18 protein-coding genes are annotated in these 16,813 nt (G+C 72.3%); 6 read left to right on the top strand and 12 right to left on the bottom strand.

The annotated features are described in order from the left end of the window. Positions 1-313: 313 nt before the first annotated feature. The 3 genes from tyrS to QQX13_RS13325 form a co-directional block, all read right to left on the bottom strand. On the bottom strand, positions 314-1,579 hold the full coding sequence (gene tyrS / locus QQX13_RS13335) for a tyrosine--tRNA ligase (RefSeq protein ID WP_301153638.1): 1,266 nt from the start codon (positions 1,577-1,579) through the stop codon (positions 314-316). Between the two features lie 66 nt (positions 1,580-1,645). Further along, positions 1,646-2,449, bottom strand: a complete 804-nt coding sequence (locus QQX13_RS13330) for a hypothetical protein (RefSeq protein WP_301153636.1) — start codon at positions 2,447-2,449, stop codon at positions 1,646-1,648. A gap of 80 nt (positions 2,450-2,529) precedes the next feature. After that, the gene (locus QQX13_RS13325) at positions 2,530-3,141 is read right to left on the bottom strand and encodes a uridine kinase family protein (protein ID WP_301153634.1); all 612 of its coding nucleotides are present in this window, start codon (positions 3,139-3,141) and stop codon (positions 2,530-2,532) included. Between the two features lie 22 nt (positions 3,142-3,163). On the opposite strand from QQX13_RS13325, the gene QQX13_RS13320 reads away from it, so the two are divergent. After that, a complete protein-coding gene (locus QQX13_RS13320) occupies positions 3,164-3,637 on the top strand; it encodes a YbaK/EbsC family protein (protein WP_301153632.1) in 474 nt (157 codons plus the stop codon). A 158-nt stretch (positions 3,638-3,795) separates the two neighbouring features. Here QQX13_RS13320 and argH read toward each other — a convergent pair whose 3' ends face one another. The 8 genes from argH to argC form a co-directional block, all read right to left on the bottom strand. Further along, complete coding sequence (gene argH / locus QQX13_RS13315) at positions 3,796-5,226, bottom strand: argininosuccinate lyase (protein ID WP_301153630.1); 1,431 nt, start codon at positions 5,224-5,226, stop codon at positions 3,796-3,798. Between the two features lie 79 nt (positions 5,227-5,305). After that, the gene (locus tag QQX13_RS13310; RefSeq protein WP_301118264.1) at positions 5,306-6,505 is read right to left on the bottom strand and encodes an argininosuccinate synthase; all 1,200 of its coding nucleotides are present in this window, start codon (positions 6,503-6,505) and stop codon (positions 5,306-5,308) included. Positions 6,506-6,533: 28 nt separating this feature from the next. Continuing rightward, on the bottom strand, positions 6,534-7,022 hold the full coding sequence (gene argR, locus QQX13_RS13305) for an arginine repressor (RefSeq protein WP_301118265.1): 489 nt from the start codon (positions 7,020-7,022) through the stop codon (positions 6,534-6,536). After that, a complete protein-coding gene (argF, locus tag QQX13_RS13300; RefSeq protein ID WP_301118266.1) occupies positions 7,022-7,951 on the bottom strand; it encodes an ornithine carbamoyltransferase in 930 nt (309 codons plus the stop codon). The genes argR and argF overlap by 1 nt, the downstream gene beginning before the upstream one ends. Continuing rightward, positions 7,948-9,189 (bottom strand): acetylornithine transaminase, encoded by a 1,242-nt coding sequence (locus QQX13_RS13295; RefSeq protein WP_301153629.1) that lies wholly within the window; start codon positions 9,187-9,189, stop codon positions 7,948-7,950. Before QQX13_RS13295 ends, argF begins: the two co-directional genes overlap by 4 nt. Continuing rightward, positions 9,186-10,097 carry an acetylglutamate kinase gene (gene argB, locus QQX13_RS13290; protein ID WP_301153628.1) on the bottom strand — a complete coding sequence of 304 codons (912 nt, stop codon included), beginning with the start codon at positions 10,095-10,097 and terminating at the stop codon, positions 9,186-9,188. The genes QQX13_RS13295 and argB overlap by 4 nt, the downstream gene beginning before the upstream one ends. Then, positions 10,094-11,269: a bifunctional glutamate N-acetyltransferase/amino-acid acetyltransferase ArgJ gene (gene argJ, locus QQX13_RS13285; protein ID WP_301153626.1), complete on the bottom strand. Its 1,176-nt coding sequence runs from the start codon at positions 11,267-11,269 to the stop codon at positions 10,094-10,096. Before argJ ends, argB begins: the two co-directional genes overlap by 4 nt. Further along, complete coding sequence (gene argC / locus QQX13_RS13280) at positions 11,266-12,315, bottom strand: N-acetyl-gamma-glutamyl-phosphate reductase (protein ID WP_301153624.1); 1,050 nt, start codon at positions 12,313-12,315, stop codon at positions 11,266-11,268. Before argC ends, argJ begins: the two co-directional genes overlap by 4 nt. A 52-nt stretch (positions 12,316-12,367) precedes the next feature. Between argC and QQX13_RS13275 the strand changes: the two genes are divergently transcribed. Continuing rightward, positions 12,368-13,348, top strand: coding sequence for a quinone oxidoreductase family protein (locus QQX13_RS13275; RefSeq protein ID WP_301153623.1), 981 nt, complete (start codon positions 12,368-12,370; stop codon positions 13,346-13,348). 80 nt (positions 13,349-13,428) lie between these two features. Beyond that, positions 13,429-13,929: a GNAT family N-acetyltransferase gene (locus QQX13_RS13270; RefSeq protein ID WP_301118272.1), complete on the top strand. Its 501-nt coding sequence runs from the start codon at positions 13,429-13,431 to the stop codon at positions 13,927-13,929. A gap of 6 nt (positions 13,930-13,935) precedes the next feature. Here QQX13_RS13270 and QQX13_RS13265 read toward each other — a convergent pair whose 3' ends face one another. Next, on the bottom strand, positions 13,936-14,619 hold the full coding sequence (locus tag QQX13_RS13265; RefSeq protein WP_301153622.1) for a DUF8548 family protein: 684 nt from the start codon (positions 14,617-14,619) through the stop codon (positions 13,936-13,938). 100 nt (positions 14,620-14,719) lie between these two features. Between QQX13_RS13265 and QQX13_RS13260 the strand changes: the two genes are divergently transcribed. The 3 genes from QQX13_RS13260 (at position 14,720) to QQX13_RS13250 (ending at position 16,811) form a co-directional block, all read left to right on the top strand. Beyond that, positions 14,720-15,793: an NAD-dependent epimerase/dehydratase family protein gene (locus QQX13_RS13260; RefSeq protein WP_301153620.1), complete on the top strand. Its 1,074-nt coding sequence runs from the start codon at positions 14,720-14,722 to the stop codon at positions 15,791-15,793. Next, complete coding sequence (locus QQX13_RS13255; RefSeq protein WP_301118275.1) at positions 15,790-16,020, top strand: hypothetical protein; 231 nt, start codon at positions 15,790-15,792, stop codon at positions 16,018-16,020. The genes QQX13_RS13260 and QQX13_RS13255 overlap by 4 nt, the downstream gene beginning before the upstream one ends. Before the next feature lie 98 nt (positions 16,021-16,118). Continuing rightward, positions 16,119-16,811, top strand: a complete 693-nt coding sequence (locus tag QQX13_RS13250) for a hypothetical protein (protein ID WP_301153618.1) — start codon at positions 16,119-16,121, stop codon at positions 16,809-16,811. The last annotated feature ends 2 nt before the right edge of the window (positions 16,812-16,813 follow it).

Here is a 16,813-nt window from a genome sequence, read left to right as displayed (position 1 = left end):
CACTAAGTTACTCCCATGTTTCATCCGTGTCAAATCGGTGTTTCGTTCCGATCCGACCCGGTGAGGGAGTCCCACTTTCCTCGTCAAGGGCCTGGACGCATGACTGCATCCTCGGCTCTCGCCTGGTTCGTGGTGTGTTGCACGGGCTTCTCTCGCGGGGCCTTCTTCAGTCCTCCGCCGAGCGCTTCCGTCGTTGGCAACGGGTAATAACTTAAGGGGCGATCGCACCCCGAGTCAAATCGCCGTGAATCCCGGGCGTGTCGCGGTATCTACCCAGGTAGATGCCGGATAGGCCGGAGGCCGGCCGCCCCTCTCAGGCGACCGGCCTCACGATTCCCACGGACTTCTTCCCGCGCCTCACGACGACCCATCCCCCCGCGAGCACGTGGTCTGCTCCCAGCGCGAGATCCGGGTCGTCGACCCTCACGTTGTTGACGTAGGCGCCGCCGTCCTCGATCGCGCGCCGCGCGGCCTTGCGGGAGTCGACGATGCCCGCGGACACGAGCGCGTCCACGACCGTCGCGCCCGGATCGAGATCGACGCCTCCGAGCTCCTTCGCGCAGCCGTCGAGGGTCGCGCCATCGAGCGCGCCGAGCTCGCCGCGGCCGAAGAGCGCCTGGGACGCGTCGACCGCGCCCTGGGCTGCGGCCTCCCCATGAACCAGCCGGGTAACCTCCCACGCGAGCGTGCGCTGCGCCTCGCGACGGAACGGCTCCTCCGCGACCTTGACCTCGAGGGCCTCGATCTCCGCGCGCTCGAGGAAGGTGAACACCTTGAGGTAGCCGATGACGTCGGCATCGGCCTGGTTGAGCCAGAACTGGTAGAAGGCGTACGGGCTGGTCATCTCGGCGTCGAGCCACACGGTGCCCGACTCGGTCTTGCCGAACTTGGTGCCATCGGCCTTGGTGATGAGCGGAGTCGAGAGCGCATGGACCGAGGTGCCCTCCGCCTTCCGCGTGAGCTCGGTGCCCGACGTGAGGTTGCCCCACTGGTCCGAGCCGCCGGTCTGCAGCGTGCAGCCGTAGCGTCGGTAGAGCTCGAGGAAGTCCATCCCCTGCAGCACCTGGTAGCTGAACTCGGTGTACGAGATGCCCTCGTCGGAGTTCAGCCGGCGCGCGACGGTGTCCTTCGAGATCATCGTCCCCAGGCGGAAGTACTTGCCGACGTCGCGCAGGAGCTCGATCGCCGACATGTCCTTGGTCCACTCGTAGTTGTTGACCATGCGGGCGGCGTTCTCGCCCGTGAAGGACATGAACGGCTCGATCTGCCCGCGGATGCGCTCGACCCACTGGTGGACGATCTCCACCGGGTTGAGCGTGCGCTCCCCCGCCATCTTCGGATCGCCGATCAGACCCGTGGCGCCGCCGACCAGCATCAGCGGCTTGTGGCCGGCGAGCTGGAAGCGCCGCACGGTCAGGATCTGGACCAGGTTGCCGATGTGCAGGCTCGGTGCCGTGGGGTCGAAGCCGCAGTAGAGCGTGATCGGGCCCGAATCGAGGGCCTCCCGCAGCTCGTCCTCACCGGTGGTCTGGGAGATGAGCCCGCGCCATGTGAGCTCGTCGAGGATGTGGTCAGTCATGATGGAGGCCATTGTGCCAGGCATCGATGGGCCCCGATGCGGGGTGCGCGGCCACGACGATGCGCGTCAGGAGTCGCGTGCGAGAAGGTAGCGGCCGTCGCGGGAGAAGCCTGTCACCCGCCATCCGTCTGCAAGCGCCGCGGTGAGCGTCTCCCTCAGCGCCACGCGCCACGCGAGCCGCAGCCCAGGATCCTCCTCACGGATGCGCTCGATATGCCGCGGCACCGCGATCGCCGCCTCCGGCGCGCCCTGCGGCGCCGTGCGCACCTGCGGGCGACCGTCGGCGTCCGCGGCGAGGAGCAGTGGCAGCTCCTCGCCCGAGACCGCGACGGGTCCGCGCGCACGGGTGAGGTCCCAGGCGACGAGCACGCGGTCGCGGCCGAGCTCCGGACGGGTGCCCCCGCGGGTCTCGCCGTAGAAGTCGACGACGTACCTCTCCAGGGTCACGCCCAGCCGTCCGAAGTTGAACCACGCGTTGCCGGCGACGAGCGGGTCGAAGGTCCAGCGGATGGTCTCGATCCCACGCTCGAGGCACCACGCGCGCTGATGGAGCTTGATCGCCGCGCCGACGCCGTGGCCCGCGAGCTCGGGGAGGACGCCCGTGACGTGGGAGTGGAGCCCGACGTCGCCAGGCGACACGATCCCCACGCACACTCCCACCAGGTCCGCGCCCACGAAGGCCCCGGCGACGTAGTGCCCCGTGTGGTGCAACGCGACCAGCACCGGGAGCCCCACGGGGGGCACCCCCCAGAGACCGGCGAGCAGCGCGGCGGCGGTGCCGCACTCCTCGAGGGTGAGCGGTCGGACCGCGACGCCCGCGGCCGTGGCCGCGTCCCTCGCCTGCGCGATCGCGCCCTCGACGTCGCTCATGCCGTCCTCCTGATCGGGCCGTCGGCATCGTGCCGCGCCCAGGTGTTCCCCCATTCTGGCGCACCCGCGGCGTCAGCCCCTCACGCGGAGGTGTCGAGCACCAGGTCCGCCGCGTCGCGCACGCCGGACGCGTCGAGGTGCGCGCCCTCCGCCTCCTGCCATCGCTCCCATTCGCCGCGCATCGCCTCGCCGTCGCGGGCGATGCCGCGCTCCAGGCGCAGCTCGCGCGGCGCGTCCACGAGGACCACGCATGAGGCGTGCCGGCGTGCGGCGTGGGAGGCGACGCCGACCCCCTCGATCACCAGATACGGCCGGGGCGGCACAGCGATCTCGTGGCTTCGGGACGATGCGGTCCAGTCCCACATGCGGAAGGACCCCGTCCGGCCCGCGGACAGGGGGGCGAGCACCTGGTCGACCAGCACGTCGTCCAGGGTCGAGAGGCCGCCCCACCCCTCGTACATGTCGTCGCCGTGCAGGGTCTGGACCACGGCACCGTCCGGCACCGGGCGGGAGGGGTCGAAGGTGCCTGCTCCGGCCGACGCCCGCCCGCCCAGCGCGACGGCGATCTCGCCCGCGAGCGTGGTCTTCCCGGCACCCGCCGGGCCGTCGATCAGCACGAGCGTGGTGACGCCGAGCCGCGGTCCGCGGGCGCGGGCGATCGCGATCGCCCGATCCGCCGTCGTGTCCGCCACCCGACGAGGATACGGTGGGCGTATGCACCCCTCGAGCGCCAAGATCCTCGACCTCCTCACCGCGGCCGGACTGCACTCCCAGGTGCGGACGTTGGCCGACTCGGCTCGCACCGCCGCCGAGGCGGCCGCAGCGCTCGACTGCGAGGTCGGGGCGATCGCCTCCAGCCTCGTGTTCCTCGCCGACGGCGAGCCGATCCTGGTGCTCACCAGCGGCTCCCACCGCGTGGACACCGACCTGCTCGCCCGCCAGATCGGGGCGCGCGCGATCACGCGCGCCGATGCCGCCCGCGTCCGCGAGGCGACGGGTCAGCCGATCGGCGGCGTCGCTCCCGTCGGGCACCCCGCGCCCGTCACGACGTACATCGACGTCGAGCTCAAGAAGCACGGCGAGCTGTGGGCGGCCGCCGGCACCCCGCACTCGGTGTTCGAGATCGCCTACGACGACCTGCGCCGCATCGCGAACGCCACCGAGGTGACGGTCGAGGAGCACGCGTAGCCGCCTCGTCCCACCCGCCCAGGACACCGCGCACGGAGCTGGTCCCGGGTGGTCGGCGTGTCGGAACCCGAACGTGGGGACACGCCGGTGAACCCGGGACGGGTTCCGTGCGGGTTGTCCGCGAGGGCGAGAGCGAGTGCCGGGGTCGGGTCGGGTGGCTACGACGCCGAGCCCGCCCAGGGACGGAAGTGACGCACGCGCGCGCGTGCCGCCTTGCCCTGCTCGACGACCTGGGAGGGCGCCGTCCCCCCGGCGCCGGTGCGCGCCGCCAGCGACCCCTCGACCGTGAGCACCTCGAGCACGCCGGGCGTGAGGTCGGGGTGGATCGCGGCTATCTCCGCCTCGGTGAGCTCGTGGAGCTCCTTGCCGCGCTTCTCGCACAGACGGACGCACGCGCCCGCGACCTCATGCGCCTCGCGGAACGGGGTGCCGTTCCGCACCATCCACTCGGCGACGTCGGTCGCGAGCGAGAAGCCCGCGGGCGCGAGCTCCGCGAGCCGCTCGGTCCGGAACACGAGCGTGCGGATCATCCCGGTGAAGGCGGGCAGGATGACCTCGAGCGTGTCGACCGCGTCGAACACGGGCTCGTGGACCTCCTGGATGTCGCGGTTGTAGGCGAGCGGCAGACCCTTGAGCGTCGTGAGCAGCCCGGTCAGGTCCCCCACGAGGCGCCCCGCCTTCCCGCGCGCCAGCTCGGCGATGTCGGGGTTCTTCTTCTGCGGCATGATGCTCGACCCCGTCGAGTACGAGTCGTCGAGCGCCACGAAGCCGAACTCGACCGTGGCCCACGCGATGATCTCCTCGGAGATGCGGGACAGGTCGACCCCGACCATGGCCGCCACCCACGAGAACTCCGCGACCACGTCGCGCGACGCGGTCGCGTCGATCGAGTTCTCGCACGGGCCGACGAAGCCCAGCTCGTTCGCCACCGCCGCGGGATCGAGGCCCAGCGTGCTGCCGGCGAGCGCACCGGCGCCGTAGGGCGAGAACGCCGCGCGGGCGTCCCAGTCGGTGAGGCGCTCGACGTCGCGCAGCAGCGGCCAGACGTGGGCCATGAGCGCGTGGCCGACGGTCACGGGCTGGGCGTGCTGGAAGTGGGTGCGCCCCGGCATGGGCGCGTCGATGTGCCGGTCGGCCTGGCCGAGGAGGGCATCGGCGAGGTCGAGCAGCTCCGAGGCGATCAGCCGCGCGTGGCGGCGCAGGTACATGCGCGGCAGCGTCGCGATCTGGTCGTTGCGGGAGCGCCCGGCGCGGAGCTTGCCGCCCAGGTCCGTCCCGACCCGCTCGATGAGGATCCGCTCGAGGGCGCCGTGGACGTCCTCGTCCGACTCGGCGGGCAGCAGCGTGCCCGCGGCGACGTCCGCGCGCATCGTCTGCAGCGCCGCGACCATGTCGGCGGACTCGGCCCCGGTGAGCAGCCCCGCCCGCTCGAGAGCGTGCGCGTGGGCGATCGACCCCAGCAGGTCGTCGTCGGCGTACCGCCAGTCGAAATGCGTCGACTTGGACAGGCGCGCGAGCGCGGCGTCGGGCCCGCCCTCGAAGCGGCCTCCCCACAGCGCGCCCTCGTTGGTCCCCTGCTCGCCAGCCATGGTGCTCTCCCTCGTCACTACCTCGTGGAACAGCGCTCGGGCCGCGCATCGCGCGGCCCGAGCGGATACGTGATCGACCCTACGCCAGCCGCGACTCGCGGGCCGCGGCCTGCTTGGCGGCGAGACCGTAGATCTCGATGAAGCCGCGCGCGGCCGACTGGTCGAACGTGTCGCCCTCGTCGTAGGTGGCGAGGTTGAAGTCGTACAGACCGGTGTCCGAGCGGCGACCCGTCACGACGGCCTTGCCGCCGTGCAGCACCATCCGGATCTCGCCGTTGACGTGCTCCTGGGTCTCCTCGATGAACGCGTCGAGGGCGCCCTTGAGGGGGGCGTTCCACATGCCGTCGTAGACCAGCTCGGTCCACTCGTGGCTCACGCGGCGCTTGTAGCGGGCGAGCTCGCGCTCGATGGTGACGTTCTCCATCTCCTTGTGGGCCTCGATCAGCGCGATCGCGCCGGGGGCCTCGTAGATCTCGCGGCTCTTGATGCCCACCAGGCGGTCCTCGACGATGTCGATGCGGCCGATGCCCTGGGCGCCGGCGCGGCGGTTCATCTCCTCGATCGCCTGGAGCGGGGTGACGGCCTGGCCGTCGATCTTCACGGGCACGCCCTTCGCGAACTCGATCACGACCTCGTCCGGCACCGGCGGGAACGCCGGGTCGTCGGTGTAGTCGTAGATGTCCTTGGTGGGCGCGTTCCAGATGTCCTCGAGGAAGCCGGTCTCGACGGCGCGGCCCCACACGTTCTGGTCGATCGAGAAGGGGTTCTTCTTGGTGGTCGCGATCGGGAGGTTGTTGCGCTCGGCGTAGTCGATCGCCTTGTCGCGGGTCAGTGCGAGGTCGCGGACCGGCGCGATGCACTTGAGGTCCGGCGCCATGGAGACGATGCCGACCTCGAAGCGGACCTGGTCGTTGCCCTTGCCGGTGCAGCCGTGGGCCATGGTCGAGGCGCCGAACTGGCGGGCGGCCTTGACGATGTGCTTGACGATGACGGGGCGGGACAGGGCCGAGACCAACGGGTACTTGTCGTGGTACAGCGCGTTCGCCTTGAGGGCGGGCATGCAGTACTCCTCGGCGAACTCGTCGCGGGCGTCCGCGACGTAGGCCTCGACGGCGCCGCAGTCGAGCGCGCGCTGGCGGATGACCTCGAGGTCCTCGCCGCCCTGGCCGACGTCGACGGCCACCGCGATCACCTCGGCGCCGGTCGCCTCCGCGATCCAGCCGATGGCGACAGAGGTGTCCAGGCCTCCGGAGTAGGCCAGCACGATCCGCTCAGACATGTGTATTCCTTCTTGCTTGTGGGGGTCTTCAGCTGTGGTGACCGCTCGCGCGGTCGAGGAACCTCTGGGCGAGCGCGAGCCCGCCTGCCGGATCCCGGGAGAGCACGAACAGGGTGTCGTCGCCCGCGACGGTGCCGACCACCTCGGGGTCATCATGCCCGTCGATGGCGGTCGCGAGGAACTGCGCCGCTCCGGCAGGGGTGCGGAGCACGGCGATCGCGCCCGAGCCGTCCGCGGAGTGGAGCAGCTCGGCGCAGAGCCGCGTGAGGCGCGCGCCGGTGTCCTCGGACGCCTCGAGCGAGGCCTGGGTGGTGTAGACCAGCTGGCCGGAGGCCGCCCGGATCTTCACCGCGCCGATGTCGAGCAGGTCGCGCGACAGCGTCGCCTGGGTGACGTGGATCCCCTCCGCGTCGAGGCGCACCGCGAGCTCCGCCTGCGAGCGGATCTCGGCGCCCTCGATCAGGCGCGCGATCAGCGCCTGCCGGGCGGTCTTGGTCGGGGGGATCGTGGCGGCCATCAGCGCCTCGCGAGCCAGGCGAGGAGCGCCTTCTGGGCGTGGAGGCGGTACTCGGCCTCGAGCCACACGATCGACTGGGGGCCGTCGATCACGTCGGCGGACACCTCCTTGCCACGGTAGGCGGGCAGGCAGTGGATCACCTGGGCGCCGGGGGCCGCGATCTCGAGCGAGCGGGCGTTCACCTGGTAGCCCGAGAACACCGTCTCGCGCGCCTCGTACTCGCCCTCGTCGCCCATCGAGACCCACGTGTCGGTGGCGATGACGTCGGCGCCGGCCACCGCATCGTCGTGGTCCGTCGTGACGGTGATCGAGCCGCCCTGCTCCGCGGCGATCCGCTTCGCGTCCAGCACGATGCGCTCGTCGGGCAGGTAGTCGGCGGGTGCGCCGACCCGGACGTGCATGCCCGCGAGCGCCCCTCCCAGCAGGTACGAGTGCGCCATGTTGTTGGCGCCGTCGCCCACGTACGCGAGGCTGAGCCCGGCGAGAGCGTCCACTCCCCCGCGCGCATCCGCGACGGCCGCCAGGTCCGCGAGGATCTGGCACGGGTGGAACGAGTCGGTGAGCGCGTTCACCACCGGCACGGACGAGTGCGCCGCCATCTCCTCGATGAGGTCCTGGCCGAAGGTACGCCACACGATCGCGCTCACCATGCGCTCGAGCACGCGAGCCGTGTCGCCGACGGGCTCGCCCCGGCCCAGCTGGGACGTGGCGGAGTCGATGACGAGCGGGTACCCGCCCAGCTCGGCGATGCCGGCCGAGAACGACACGCGGGTGCGCGTCGAGGGCTTGTCGAAGATGACAGCGACGGCCTGCGGTCCCGCGAAGGGCTGCTCGAGGAAACGGTCCCGGCGGAACGCCAGCGCCAGCTCCAGGATCTCCCGCTGCTCGGCGGCGGTGATGTCGTCGTCGCGCAGGAAGTGGCGCGTCATGCGGATCCCTCCGTGATCAGGCGTGCGCCGTGCTCGGCCATCCACGCGATGAACAGGTCCGCCTCGGGCCGCGTCAGGGTGAGCGCTGGCACGAGCCGGATCGTGTCCGGCGACGGCGGGTTGACGATGAAGCCGGCCTCGACCGCGGCGGCCGCGATCGTGGCGGCGGCGGGGTGGGCGAGCCCGATGCCGAGCATCAGGCCTTCGCCGCGCACCTCGACGACCCCGTCGATCGCCTCGAGCGACGTCCTGAGGTGCTCCCCGACCGCCTTCGCGTTGGCGAGCAGGTCCTCGGACTCGATCACGTCGAGCGTGGCGAGCGCGGCCGCCGCCGCGAGGGCGTTGCCACCGAAGGTGGTGCCGTGGTCGCCCTTGGTGAGCAGGGCGCCGGCCGTCTCGCCGAACGCGACGACCGCGCCGATCGGGAAGCCTCCGCCGAGGCCCTTCGCGAGCGTCATGACGTCGGGCCGGATGCCGCCCAGCTGGTGCGCGAACCACGCTCCGGTGCGGGCCACCCCGGTCTGGATCTCATCCATGATGAGCAGGGCGTGGTGGCGCAGCGTGAGCTCGCGGGCCGCGGCGATGAACGCATGCGGCACCGGCCGGACGCCGGCCTCGCCCTGGATGGGCTCGAGGATGATCGCCGCGAGGTCGTCCCCCGCCTCGGCGACGGCGGCCCGCAGCGCGGCCTCGTCGGTCGGCTCGACGAAGACGACGCGCTCGAGCAACGGGGCGAAGGGGGCGCGGATCGCCTCCTTGGCGGTCAGCGACAGCGCGCCCATGGACCGGCCGTGGAAGCCATGCTCCAGCGCGATGATGGTGCCCTTGCCGGTGCGGCGGGCCATCTTGAAGGCGGCCTCGTTGGCCTCGGTCCCCGAGTTCGCGAAGAACACGCGGGACCCGGGAGGCGCCTGTGCCAGGTCGAGCAGCCGCTCCGCGAGGCGGATCTGCGGCTCGGTCGCGAAGAAGTTCGACGCCTGGGCGAGGGTGCCCGCCTGGTGCGCGATCGCCGCGACCCAGGCAGGGTGCGCGTGACCGAGCGCGTTCACGGCGATGCCGCCGAGGAGGTCGAGGTAGCGGTTGCCGTCGGCGTCCCACACCCAGGAGCCCTCGCCGCGGGCGAGCACGCGCATCGGCACACCGTACGTGCCCATGAGCGAGTGCGTGTAGCGCTGCAGGTCGACGGCGCCGCGCGTGAGGCCCGCCTCGCCGTGGGCACCGGGCTGGAGGTCGCTCATACCCAGATCTCCTTGTCCGGCAGCACCATGGTGCCCGAGCCCGCGGAGGTGAAGATCTCCGCGAGGATCGAGTGCGCCTCGCGCCCGTCGATGACGTGCGCCTGCGGGACGCCGCCGCGGACGGCGCGCAGGCACGCCTCCATCTTGGGGCGCATGCCCGACTCGAGCTCCGGGAGCATCTCCTCGAGGCTCCGCGCCGGGATCTCCGAGATGAGCGAGCCCTTGTCGGGCCAGTTCGCGTACAGCCCCTCGACGTCCGTCAGCACGATCAGCTTGCGCGCCCGCAGCGCGATCGCGACCGCCGCTGCCGCGGTGTCGGCGTTGACGTTCAGCACCTGGGTCGGGTCGTCGATGTCGGGGGCGACGGTGCTCACCACGGGGATGCGGCCGGCCTCGATGATGTCCTGGACCGCCCCGGGGTTGACCTTCACCACGTCGCCGACCAGGCCGACGTCGACGGGCTCGCCGTCGACGAGCGCGTGCCGGCGCTTGGCCTGCAGCATGCCCGCGTCCTCGCCGGACAGCCCCACGGCGTACGGACCGTGGTCGTTGATGAGCCCCACGAGCTCGCGCGAGACCTGGCCGGTGAGGACCATGCGAACCACGTCCATCGCCTCCGGGGTGGTCACGCGGAGGCCGCCGCGGAACTCGGACTCGATGCCGAGCTTGCCGAGCATCCCGGAGATCTGCGGGCCCCCGCCATGCACGACCACGGGGTGCAGGCCGAGCAGGCGCAGGTGGACGATGTCCTGGGCGAAGGCGCGCTTGAGGCCCTCGTCGATCATGGCGTTGCCGCCGTACTTCACCACGACGATCGCGTCGCGGAACTGCTCGATCCATGGCATGGCGTCGATGAGGACGCCCACCTTCTGGCGGGTGGTGAGCTCGGGGACGGTGAGATCGGTCATGAGGAGTACGCGCTGTTCTCGTGGACGTAGTCGTGGGTGAGGTCGTTGGTCCAGACCGTCGCGGAGGCGTCGCCGGCGTTGAGGTCGAGCGTGATGAGCACCTCGCGGCCCGACAGATCGACGAGCGACCGGTCCTCGCCGACGCCGGAGGCGCGGCACACCTGGACCCCGTTGACGGTCACGTCGAGGTTCGCGGCGTCGAACGGCGCCACCTCCTCCGGCACCGTCCCGGCGGCGGAGATGATGCGGCCCCAGTTCGGGTCGTTGCCGAAGATCGCGGCCTTGAAGAGGTTCGACCGGGTGATGGCCCGCGCGACGGCCTCGGCGGCCGCCTCGGTGGTCGCGCCCGCCACGGTCACGGCGACGTCGTGGCTCGCGCCCTCGGCGTCGGCCACCAGGCCGCGTGCGAGGGTCGCGCACACCTCGGTCAGGGCCTCCTCGAGCTCCCCGAGGGCGGGGACGATGCCGGTGGCACCGCTCGCGAGCAGGATCACCGTGTCGTTGGTCGACATGCAGCCGTCGGAGTCGACGCGGTCGAACGTGACGCGCGTCGCGGCGCGCAGCGCCGCGTCCGCGCGCTCGGCGCTCACGGAGGCGTCGGTCGTGATGACGCACAGCATGGTCGCGAGCCCGGGCGCGAGCATCCCCGCACCCTTCGCCATGCCCCCGACGACCCAGCCGTCGCGCGCCGCGACGGCCGTCTTCGGCACCGTGTCGGTGGTCATGATGGCGAGCGCCGCATCGTCCCCGCCCTCGGCGCTGAGCGACGCCGCCGCCTCGTCCACGCCGGCCAGCAGCGCATCCATGGGCAGGCGCACGCCGATCAGCCCGGTCGAGCAGACCGCGACGTCGCCGGAGGACACGTCGGAGCCCCGGGCCTGCAGGACCGTCGCGACGTGCTCGGCTGTGCGATGCGTGTCGAGGAACCCGTCCGGGCCGGTCGCCGCGTTGGCGCCGCCCGAGTTGAGGACCACCGCGTCGACGCGGGAGTCGACCAGCACCTGGCGCGACCACGTCACGGGGGCGGCCACGACGCGGTTGGACGTGAAGACCCCGGCGGCGACCCGCTCGGGGCCGGTGTTGACCACGAGCGCGACGTCGCGCGCTCCGGTCGACTTGAGCCCGGCGGCCACGCCGGACGCGACGAATCCCTGCGCTGCGGTGACGCTCATGGCGCGACCCCGATCGTGCTCAGGCCCAGGGTCTCCTCGAGACCGAGGGCGACGTTCATGGACTGGAGGGCCGCGCCGGCGGTGCCCTTGACCAGATTGTCGATGGCGCACACGACCACGACGCGGCCCGCCTTGCCGTCGACGGCCACCTGCATCAGCGCGGTGTTGGCACCGAGCGTCGCGGCGGTCGTGGGCCACTGCCCCTCGGGAAGCAGGTGGACGAACGGCTCGTCGGCGTAGGCGGCCTCCCACGCGTCGCGCACGGCCTCGACGTTGACGCCGGGCGCGAGCGGCGCGGTGACCGTCGCGAGGATCCCGCGGGCCATCGGCACCAGCGTGGGGGTGAAGCTGATCCTCACCTCGCCTGCGCCGGCGGACTCGAGGTTCTGGATGATCTCCGGGATGTGGCGGTGCGAGCCCCCGACCGCGTACGGCACCGCCGCGCCGAGGGCCTCGGAGGCGAGCAGGTGCGGCGCGAGCTTCTTCCCCGCGCCGGAGTAGCCGTTCGCGAGCACCGCGACGATGTCGCCGGGCTCCACCACGCCGGCGGCGACGCCAGGCTGGAGGGCGAGCGTGACCGCGGTGACGTTGCACCCGGGCACGGCGACGCGCCGCGCGCCCGGCAGCGTCTCCCGCTGGTGCCCGGTCGCCGTGATGAGCTCGGGCATGCCGTAGGGCCACGTGCCGGCGTGCTCGCCGCCGTAGTACGAGGCCCAGGCCTGGGCGCTGGCGAGCCGATGATCGGCGCCGCAGTCGAGCACCAGCGTCTCGGCCGGCAGCTGCGCGGCGATCTCGCCCGAGGCGCCGTGCGGCAGCGCGAGGACCACCACGTCGTGACCGGCGAGGTTCTCGGCGGTGGTGTCGACCAGCACGCGGTCGGCGAGATGGCGCAGATGGGGCTGGTGCGCACCCAGCGTGTCGCCTACGCTCGAGTGTGCGGTCAGGGCGCCGAACTCGACCTCGGGATGGGCCGAGAACACGCGCAGGACCTCGCCTCCGACGTAGCCGGAGGCGCCGGACACCGCGACCTTGATGCTCATGTGCATGACTATACATGCCAATGCATACTGTCGCGAGGCACCCCGTACGATGCACTCTGTGAGAGCGATCCAGGTGACACGGCATGGCGGCCCCGAGGTGCTGCAGCCCGCCGTGATCGACCGCCCTGAGGTCTCCCCCGGTCATGTGCTGGTGCGCGTCGAGGCCGCCGGCGTCAACTTCATCGACACCTATCAGCGGTCGGGCCTGTACCCGACGCCGACCCCGTTCGTGCCGGGCAAGGAGGGCGCGGGAGAGATCGTCGCGGTCGGCGAGGGCGTCGAGCACCTGGTCGAGGGCGAGGGCATCGCCTGGGCCTTCACCCAGGGCTCCTACGCCGAGTACGTCTCCGTGCCCGTCTCCGACGCGTACCCCGTTCCCGAGGACGTCGAGCTGGACATGGCCGCGGCGGTGATGATGCAGGGTCTCACCGCGCACTACCTGGCGACCTCCTCCTACGCGATCATGCCGGGCGACACGGTGCTGGTGCACGCGGCCGCCGGCGGGGTCGGGCTGCTGCTGACCCAGCTCGCGGTCGCGCGCGGCGCGACGGTCATCGGCACCGTCGGCTCGGAGGACAAGGCGCGCATCGCGCTGCAGGCCGGCGTGACCCACGCGCTCCGCTACGACCAGTTCGAGGACATGGCGACGGACCTCCCGGCGGCGGTCCGAGGGATCGCGCCCGAGGGCGTGGCCGCGGTGTACGACGGCGTCGGCCGAGCCACGTTCGACGGCTCGCTGGCATGCGTCGCCCGTCGCGGCCACCTCGTGCTGTTCGGAGCCGCGTCGGGCCCGGTCGCCCCGGTCGACCCCCAACGCCTCAACGCGGCGGGCTCCGTGTACCTCAGCCGCCCGACCATGAAGGACTTCCTCACGACCCCCGAGGAGCGGGAGCAGCGCGCGAGCGACATCCTCAACGGCATCCTGCTCGGCGACCTCACGGTCCGCATCGATCGCGGCCTGAGCCTCGAGGAGGCCGCCGAGGCGCACCGGGCCCTCGAGGCCCGCGAGACCACCGGCAAGGTGCTCCTGCACCCCTGACGGACGTGAACCCGCCAGCCGTAACCTTCCGGCAGGCCGATCGACACACGACCGTGACAATGTCCAGGCAGAATATGCCCATGCAGCATCTTCGCCTCCGCGTGATGCGCGACTCCGACCTCCCCGCGGTGACCGCGCTGAACGCCGCCGCCTCGCCCGCCCTCAACCTGCTGTCCGAGGACGAGATGCGGGAGCTGACCACCATGTGCGACGTGCGCCTGGTCGCGACGGGCGCGAGGCGCGAGGTGGTCGCGTTCCTCCTCAGCCTCGGCATGGGGCAGGCGTACGCGTCGGAGAACTACCGCTGGTTCGAGGAGCGAGGCGTCCGCCACCAGTACATCGACCGGATCGTGGTGTCGCCCACCGCCAAGGGCACCGGCGTCGGTCGCGCCTTGTACGAGTCCGTGTTCGAACGGGCCCGGGAACGCGGCGCGGCCGAGGTCACCACCGAGGTGTTCCTCGATCCCCCGAACCCCGGCTCGGTGGCGTTCCACGAGCACCTGGGATTCCGCCACCTGGGAGAGCAGCGGATCCGCGAGGGAAGCGTGCTGGTGGCGCTGCTCGCGCGCACCGTCTTCTGAGGTCGCTCAGTACCCCTGGGCGGCGAGCTGGTCCGCGCGCTGGGCGCGCGAGTCCACCAGCTGGCGCAGGGCGAAGGCGAGCACCCGCTCCTCGACGGCGAACCGGCGGGCGGTGAGCACGATCATGGCCCGGACCTCGTCGGTCTCGAGCGCGTCGCCGTCGGGTCCGAGCAGGCTCCGGACGTACGCGACCACGTCGGCACCCGGGCGCAGCGGCGCGTGCACCATGAAGGCGATGGACTCCCAGGTGCCCGGGCCGAGACCGCGGACCGCGAGGAGCAGGTTCGCGACGGACGCCTCGCGCTCGCGGACGGCCTCCTGGAGCTCCTTGGCGTGGCGGATGCCCGTGCCCACGAGCAGCCGAGCCGCCTCGTGGATCACCTCGGCGCGGCGGCGCGGCACACCGAGGACGGTGGTGTCGCCCCAGCGCTCTCCGATCAGGTGCTGGATGCCGGCCGTGTCGGCATCGACGAGCCCCGTCAGGTCGTCGAGCAGCTTGCCTGGGCTGCGCCGCATGACGGTGTCCGCGATCTCCGCGACGGAGGCAGCAGGCACCTGCGACGCGAACACTCCAGTGATCAGCGCGAGCTCGCACTGGGCGGGATACCCCCAGGGGGCGGCGTCACGCCACGACCCCGGCAGGACCTCCCCCAGCGCCGCCCTCAGATTCGGCACAAGGTCCTCGACCATGGCCTCACGCTACCCCCAGCGCCGTTCCTCCACCACCCCCGGTTCGGCCACGATCCGGTCGCGGACGCGCGGGGGTCTCCGCGCACCATAGTCTCGGAGCATGCGGATCCTCATCGTCGGCGGCACCGGGCTCATCTCGTCGGCACTGGCGCGCGCCGCCGGCACAGCAGGCCACGAGCTCCATCTGGTCACGCGCGGGACGTCGGCGACCGCGCCCCCACCGCCGGGCGCGCACAGCATCCACGTGGACGCCACCGACGCGGTGTCGCTGCGCAACGCCCTGCACGGGATGCGGCTCCGCGGCGAACGCTTCGACGCGGTGGTGCAGTTCATCGCGTTCGACCCCGCGCACGTGGCGGCCGACGTCGAGACCTTCGCCCCGCTGACGGACCAGTACGTGCTGATCGCCACGTCGGCGGCGTACAAGACCTTCGACCACCTGCATCCCCTCACCGAGGACACCGAGCAGGAGAACCTGTTCTGGGAGTACGCGCGGCTCAAGATGGAGGCCGAGGCCGTGCTCCGCGAGCACGCGGCGGCAGCGGGCCTCGGATGGACGATCGTGCGGCCCGCGCACACCTACGGTCCCTCCAAGATCCCGGCTTTCACCGCCAACTCCCGGCACCCCTGGACGCTCGTGGACCGCATGCGTCGCGGCGCCGACATCATCGTCCCCGGCGACGGCACCTCGCTGTGGACGCTCACCCACGCGACCGATGTCGCGACCGGCATCCTCGGGCTGCTCGGCAACGCGGCGGCCCTGGGCGAGGCCGTGCACATCACGTCGGACGAGGCGCTGACCTGGAGCGGCATCTACGCGGCGATCGCGCGCGCCGCCGGGCTCTCGCCGGACCGGCTCGCGCGGCAGACCGTCCACGTGCCATCGGAGGCGCTGATGGCCGCGATGCCGTGGGAGGAGGGGTCGATCCGCGGCGACAAGATGCACCCCGCGGTGTACGACACGGCGAAGCTGCGCCGCCTGGTCCTCGGCTGGGAGGCGCGAGTCCCGTTCGCCCGCGGCGTCGCGGAGTCGATCGCATGGTTCGAGGCGGACCCGGCCCGACAGACCGTCGACGCGGCCGCGAACGAGACTCTCGACGCTCTCGCCGCGATCTACCGCGACGCGCTCGCGCGGGCGCACCACCTGTCGGCCATGCGCGGCCACGAGGGATGAGCGACCAGGAACCCCGCGGTCGGGACCCGGAGGTCGCGTTCCCGCTCGCGATCGTGTCGACCGCGCTCGGCGTGGTGGGGCTCACCGTCCCGGTGCTGGCCTGGGTCGCGACGGCTCTGGCGGTCACGTCCTACGTCCTCAACACTCCGCACGCTCCGACCCGCACGCTGGCGATCATCGGCGCGGCCTTCGGGCTGGTGGGCATCGCGATCCCGTTCGTGGGCTGAGCCGAGCGGGCGCGCCTGGGGCGCATCGTCACGCGACGATGCGACAATTCCGGCGACGGCACCGCACCTGGCGGGCCCGACGCAGCAGGGGGTTCCTCATGACGCGCACCGGCCGCACCCACCGGGGTCTGACGCTCGTCTCGGCCGCCGTGATCCTCGTCGTGGCGGGCTGCACGGGCTCGGGAGGCGCGGCGAGCCCGACATCGAGCGCTCCTCCCGCCACCGAGGCGCCGATGCCGACATCGTCCGCGAGCCCCGCCCCGACGCCCGGCGGGGAGACCCCCGCACCCGCCGCCTCGTCCAGCTCCACCGCCGATGCCGGTGACGACGAGTTCTGCACCCTCATGATCGACGCGATGACGGCGCACCGGACCGCCGCCGAGGAGGTCCAGGCCGGGCTGCGGCTGCTGCTCGACAAGGACGCGGTGGCCGCCGACGACACCGCGGGGGTCAACGCCGCCGGCGAGGCGATCGTGACCTACGGCACCCGCTCCGCCGCGCTCTACGCCGAGGGCGCCGCCGTGGTGGGCGACGCCGGCGCGGCGGCCGACCTCGAGGCCATGGTGACCTTCGAGGAGCTCTTCACGGAGCCGGTGGGCCAGGCGCTGGCCGGCCTCGACTCGCTCGACGGCGCGGCCGCGGAGATCGCTGCCGTCACGGCGGACGAGGCGGTCCAGGAGGCCATGACGGCGGCCGCCGAGGCCTCGCCGGACCTGGCCCTCTACATCGCCGACCGCTGCGGCATCGAGGTCGCGGAGTCCGACCTGGCGCCGGCAGGCGGCCTCGGCTGAGC

Source organism: Demequina lignilytica, from assembly GCF_030418375.1.
In the GTDB taxonomy this organism is placed as follows: Bacteria; Actinomycetota; Actinomycetes; order Actinomycetales; family Demequinaceae; genus Demequina; species Demequina lignilytica.
Note: the sequence above shows the minus strand (reverse complement) of the source record. Positions and strands in the feature narration are given on the sequence as shown.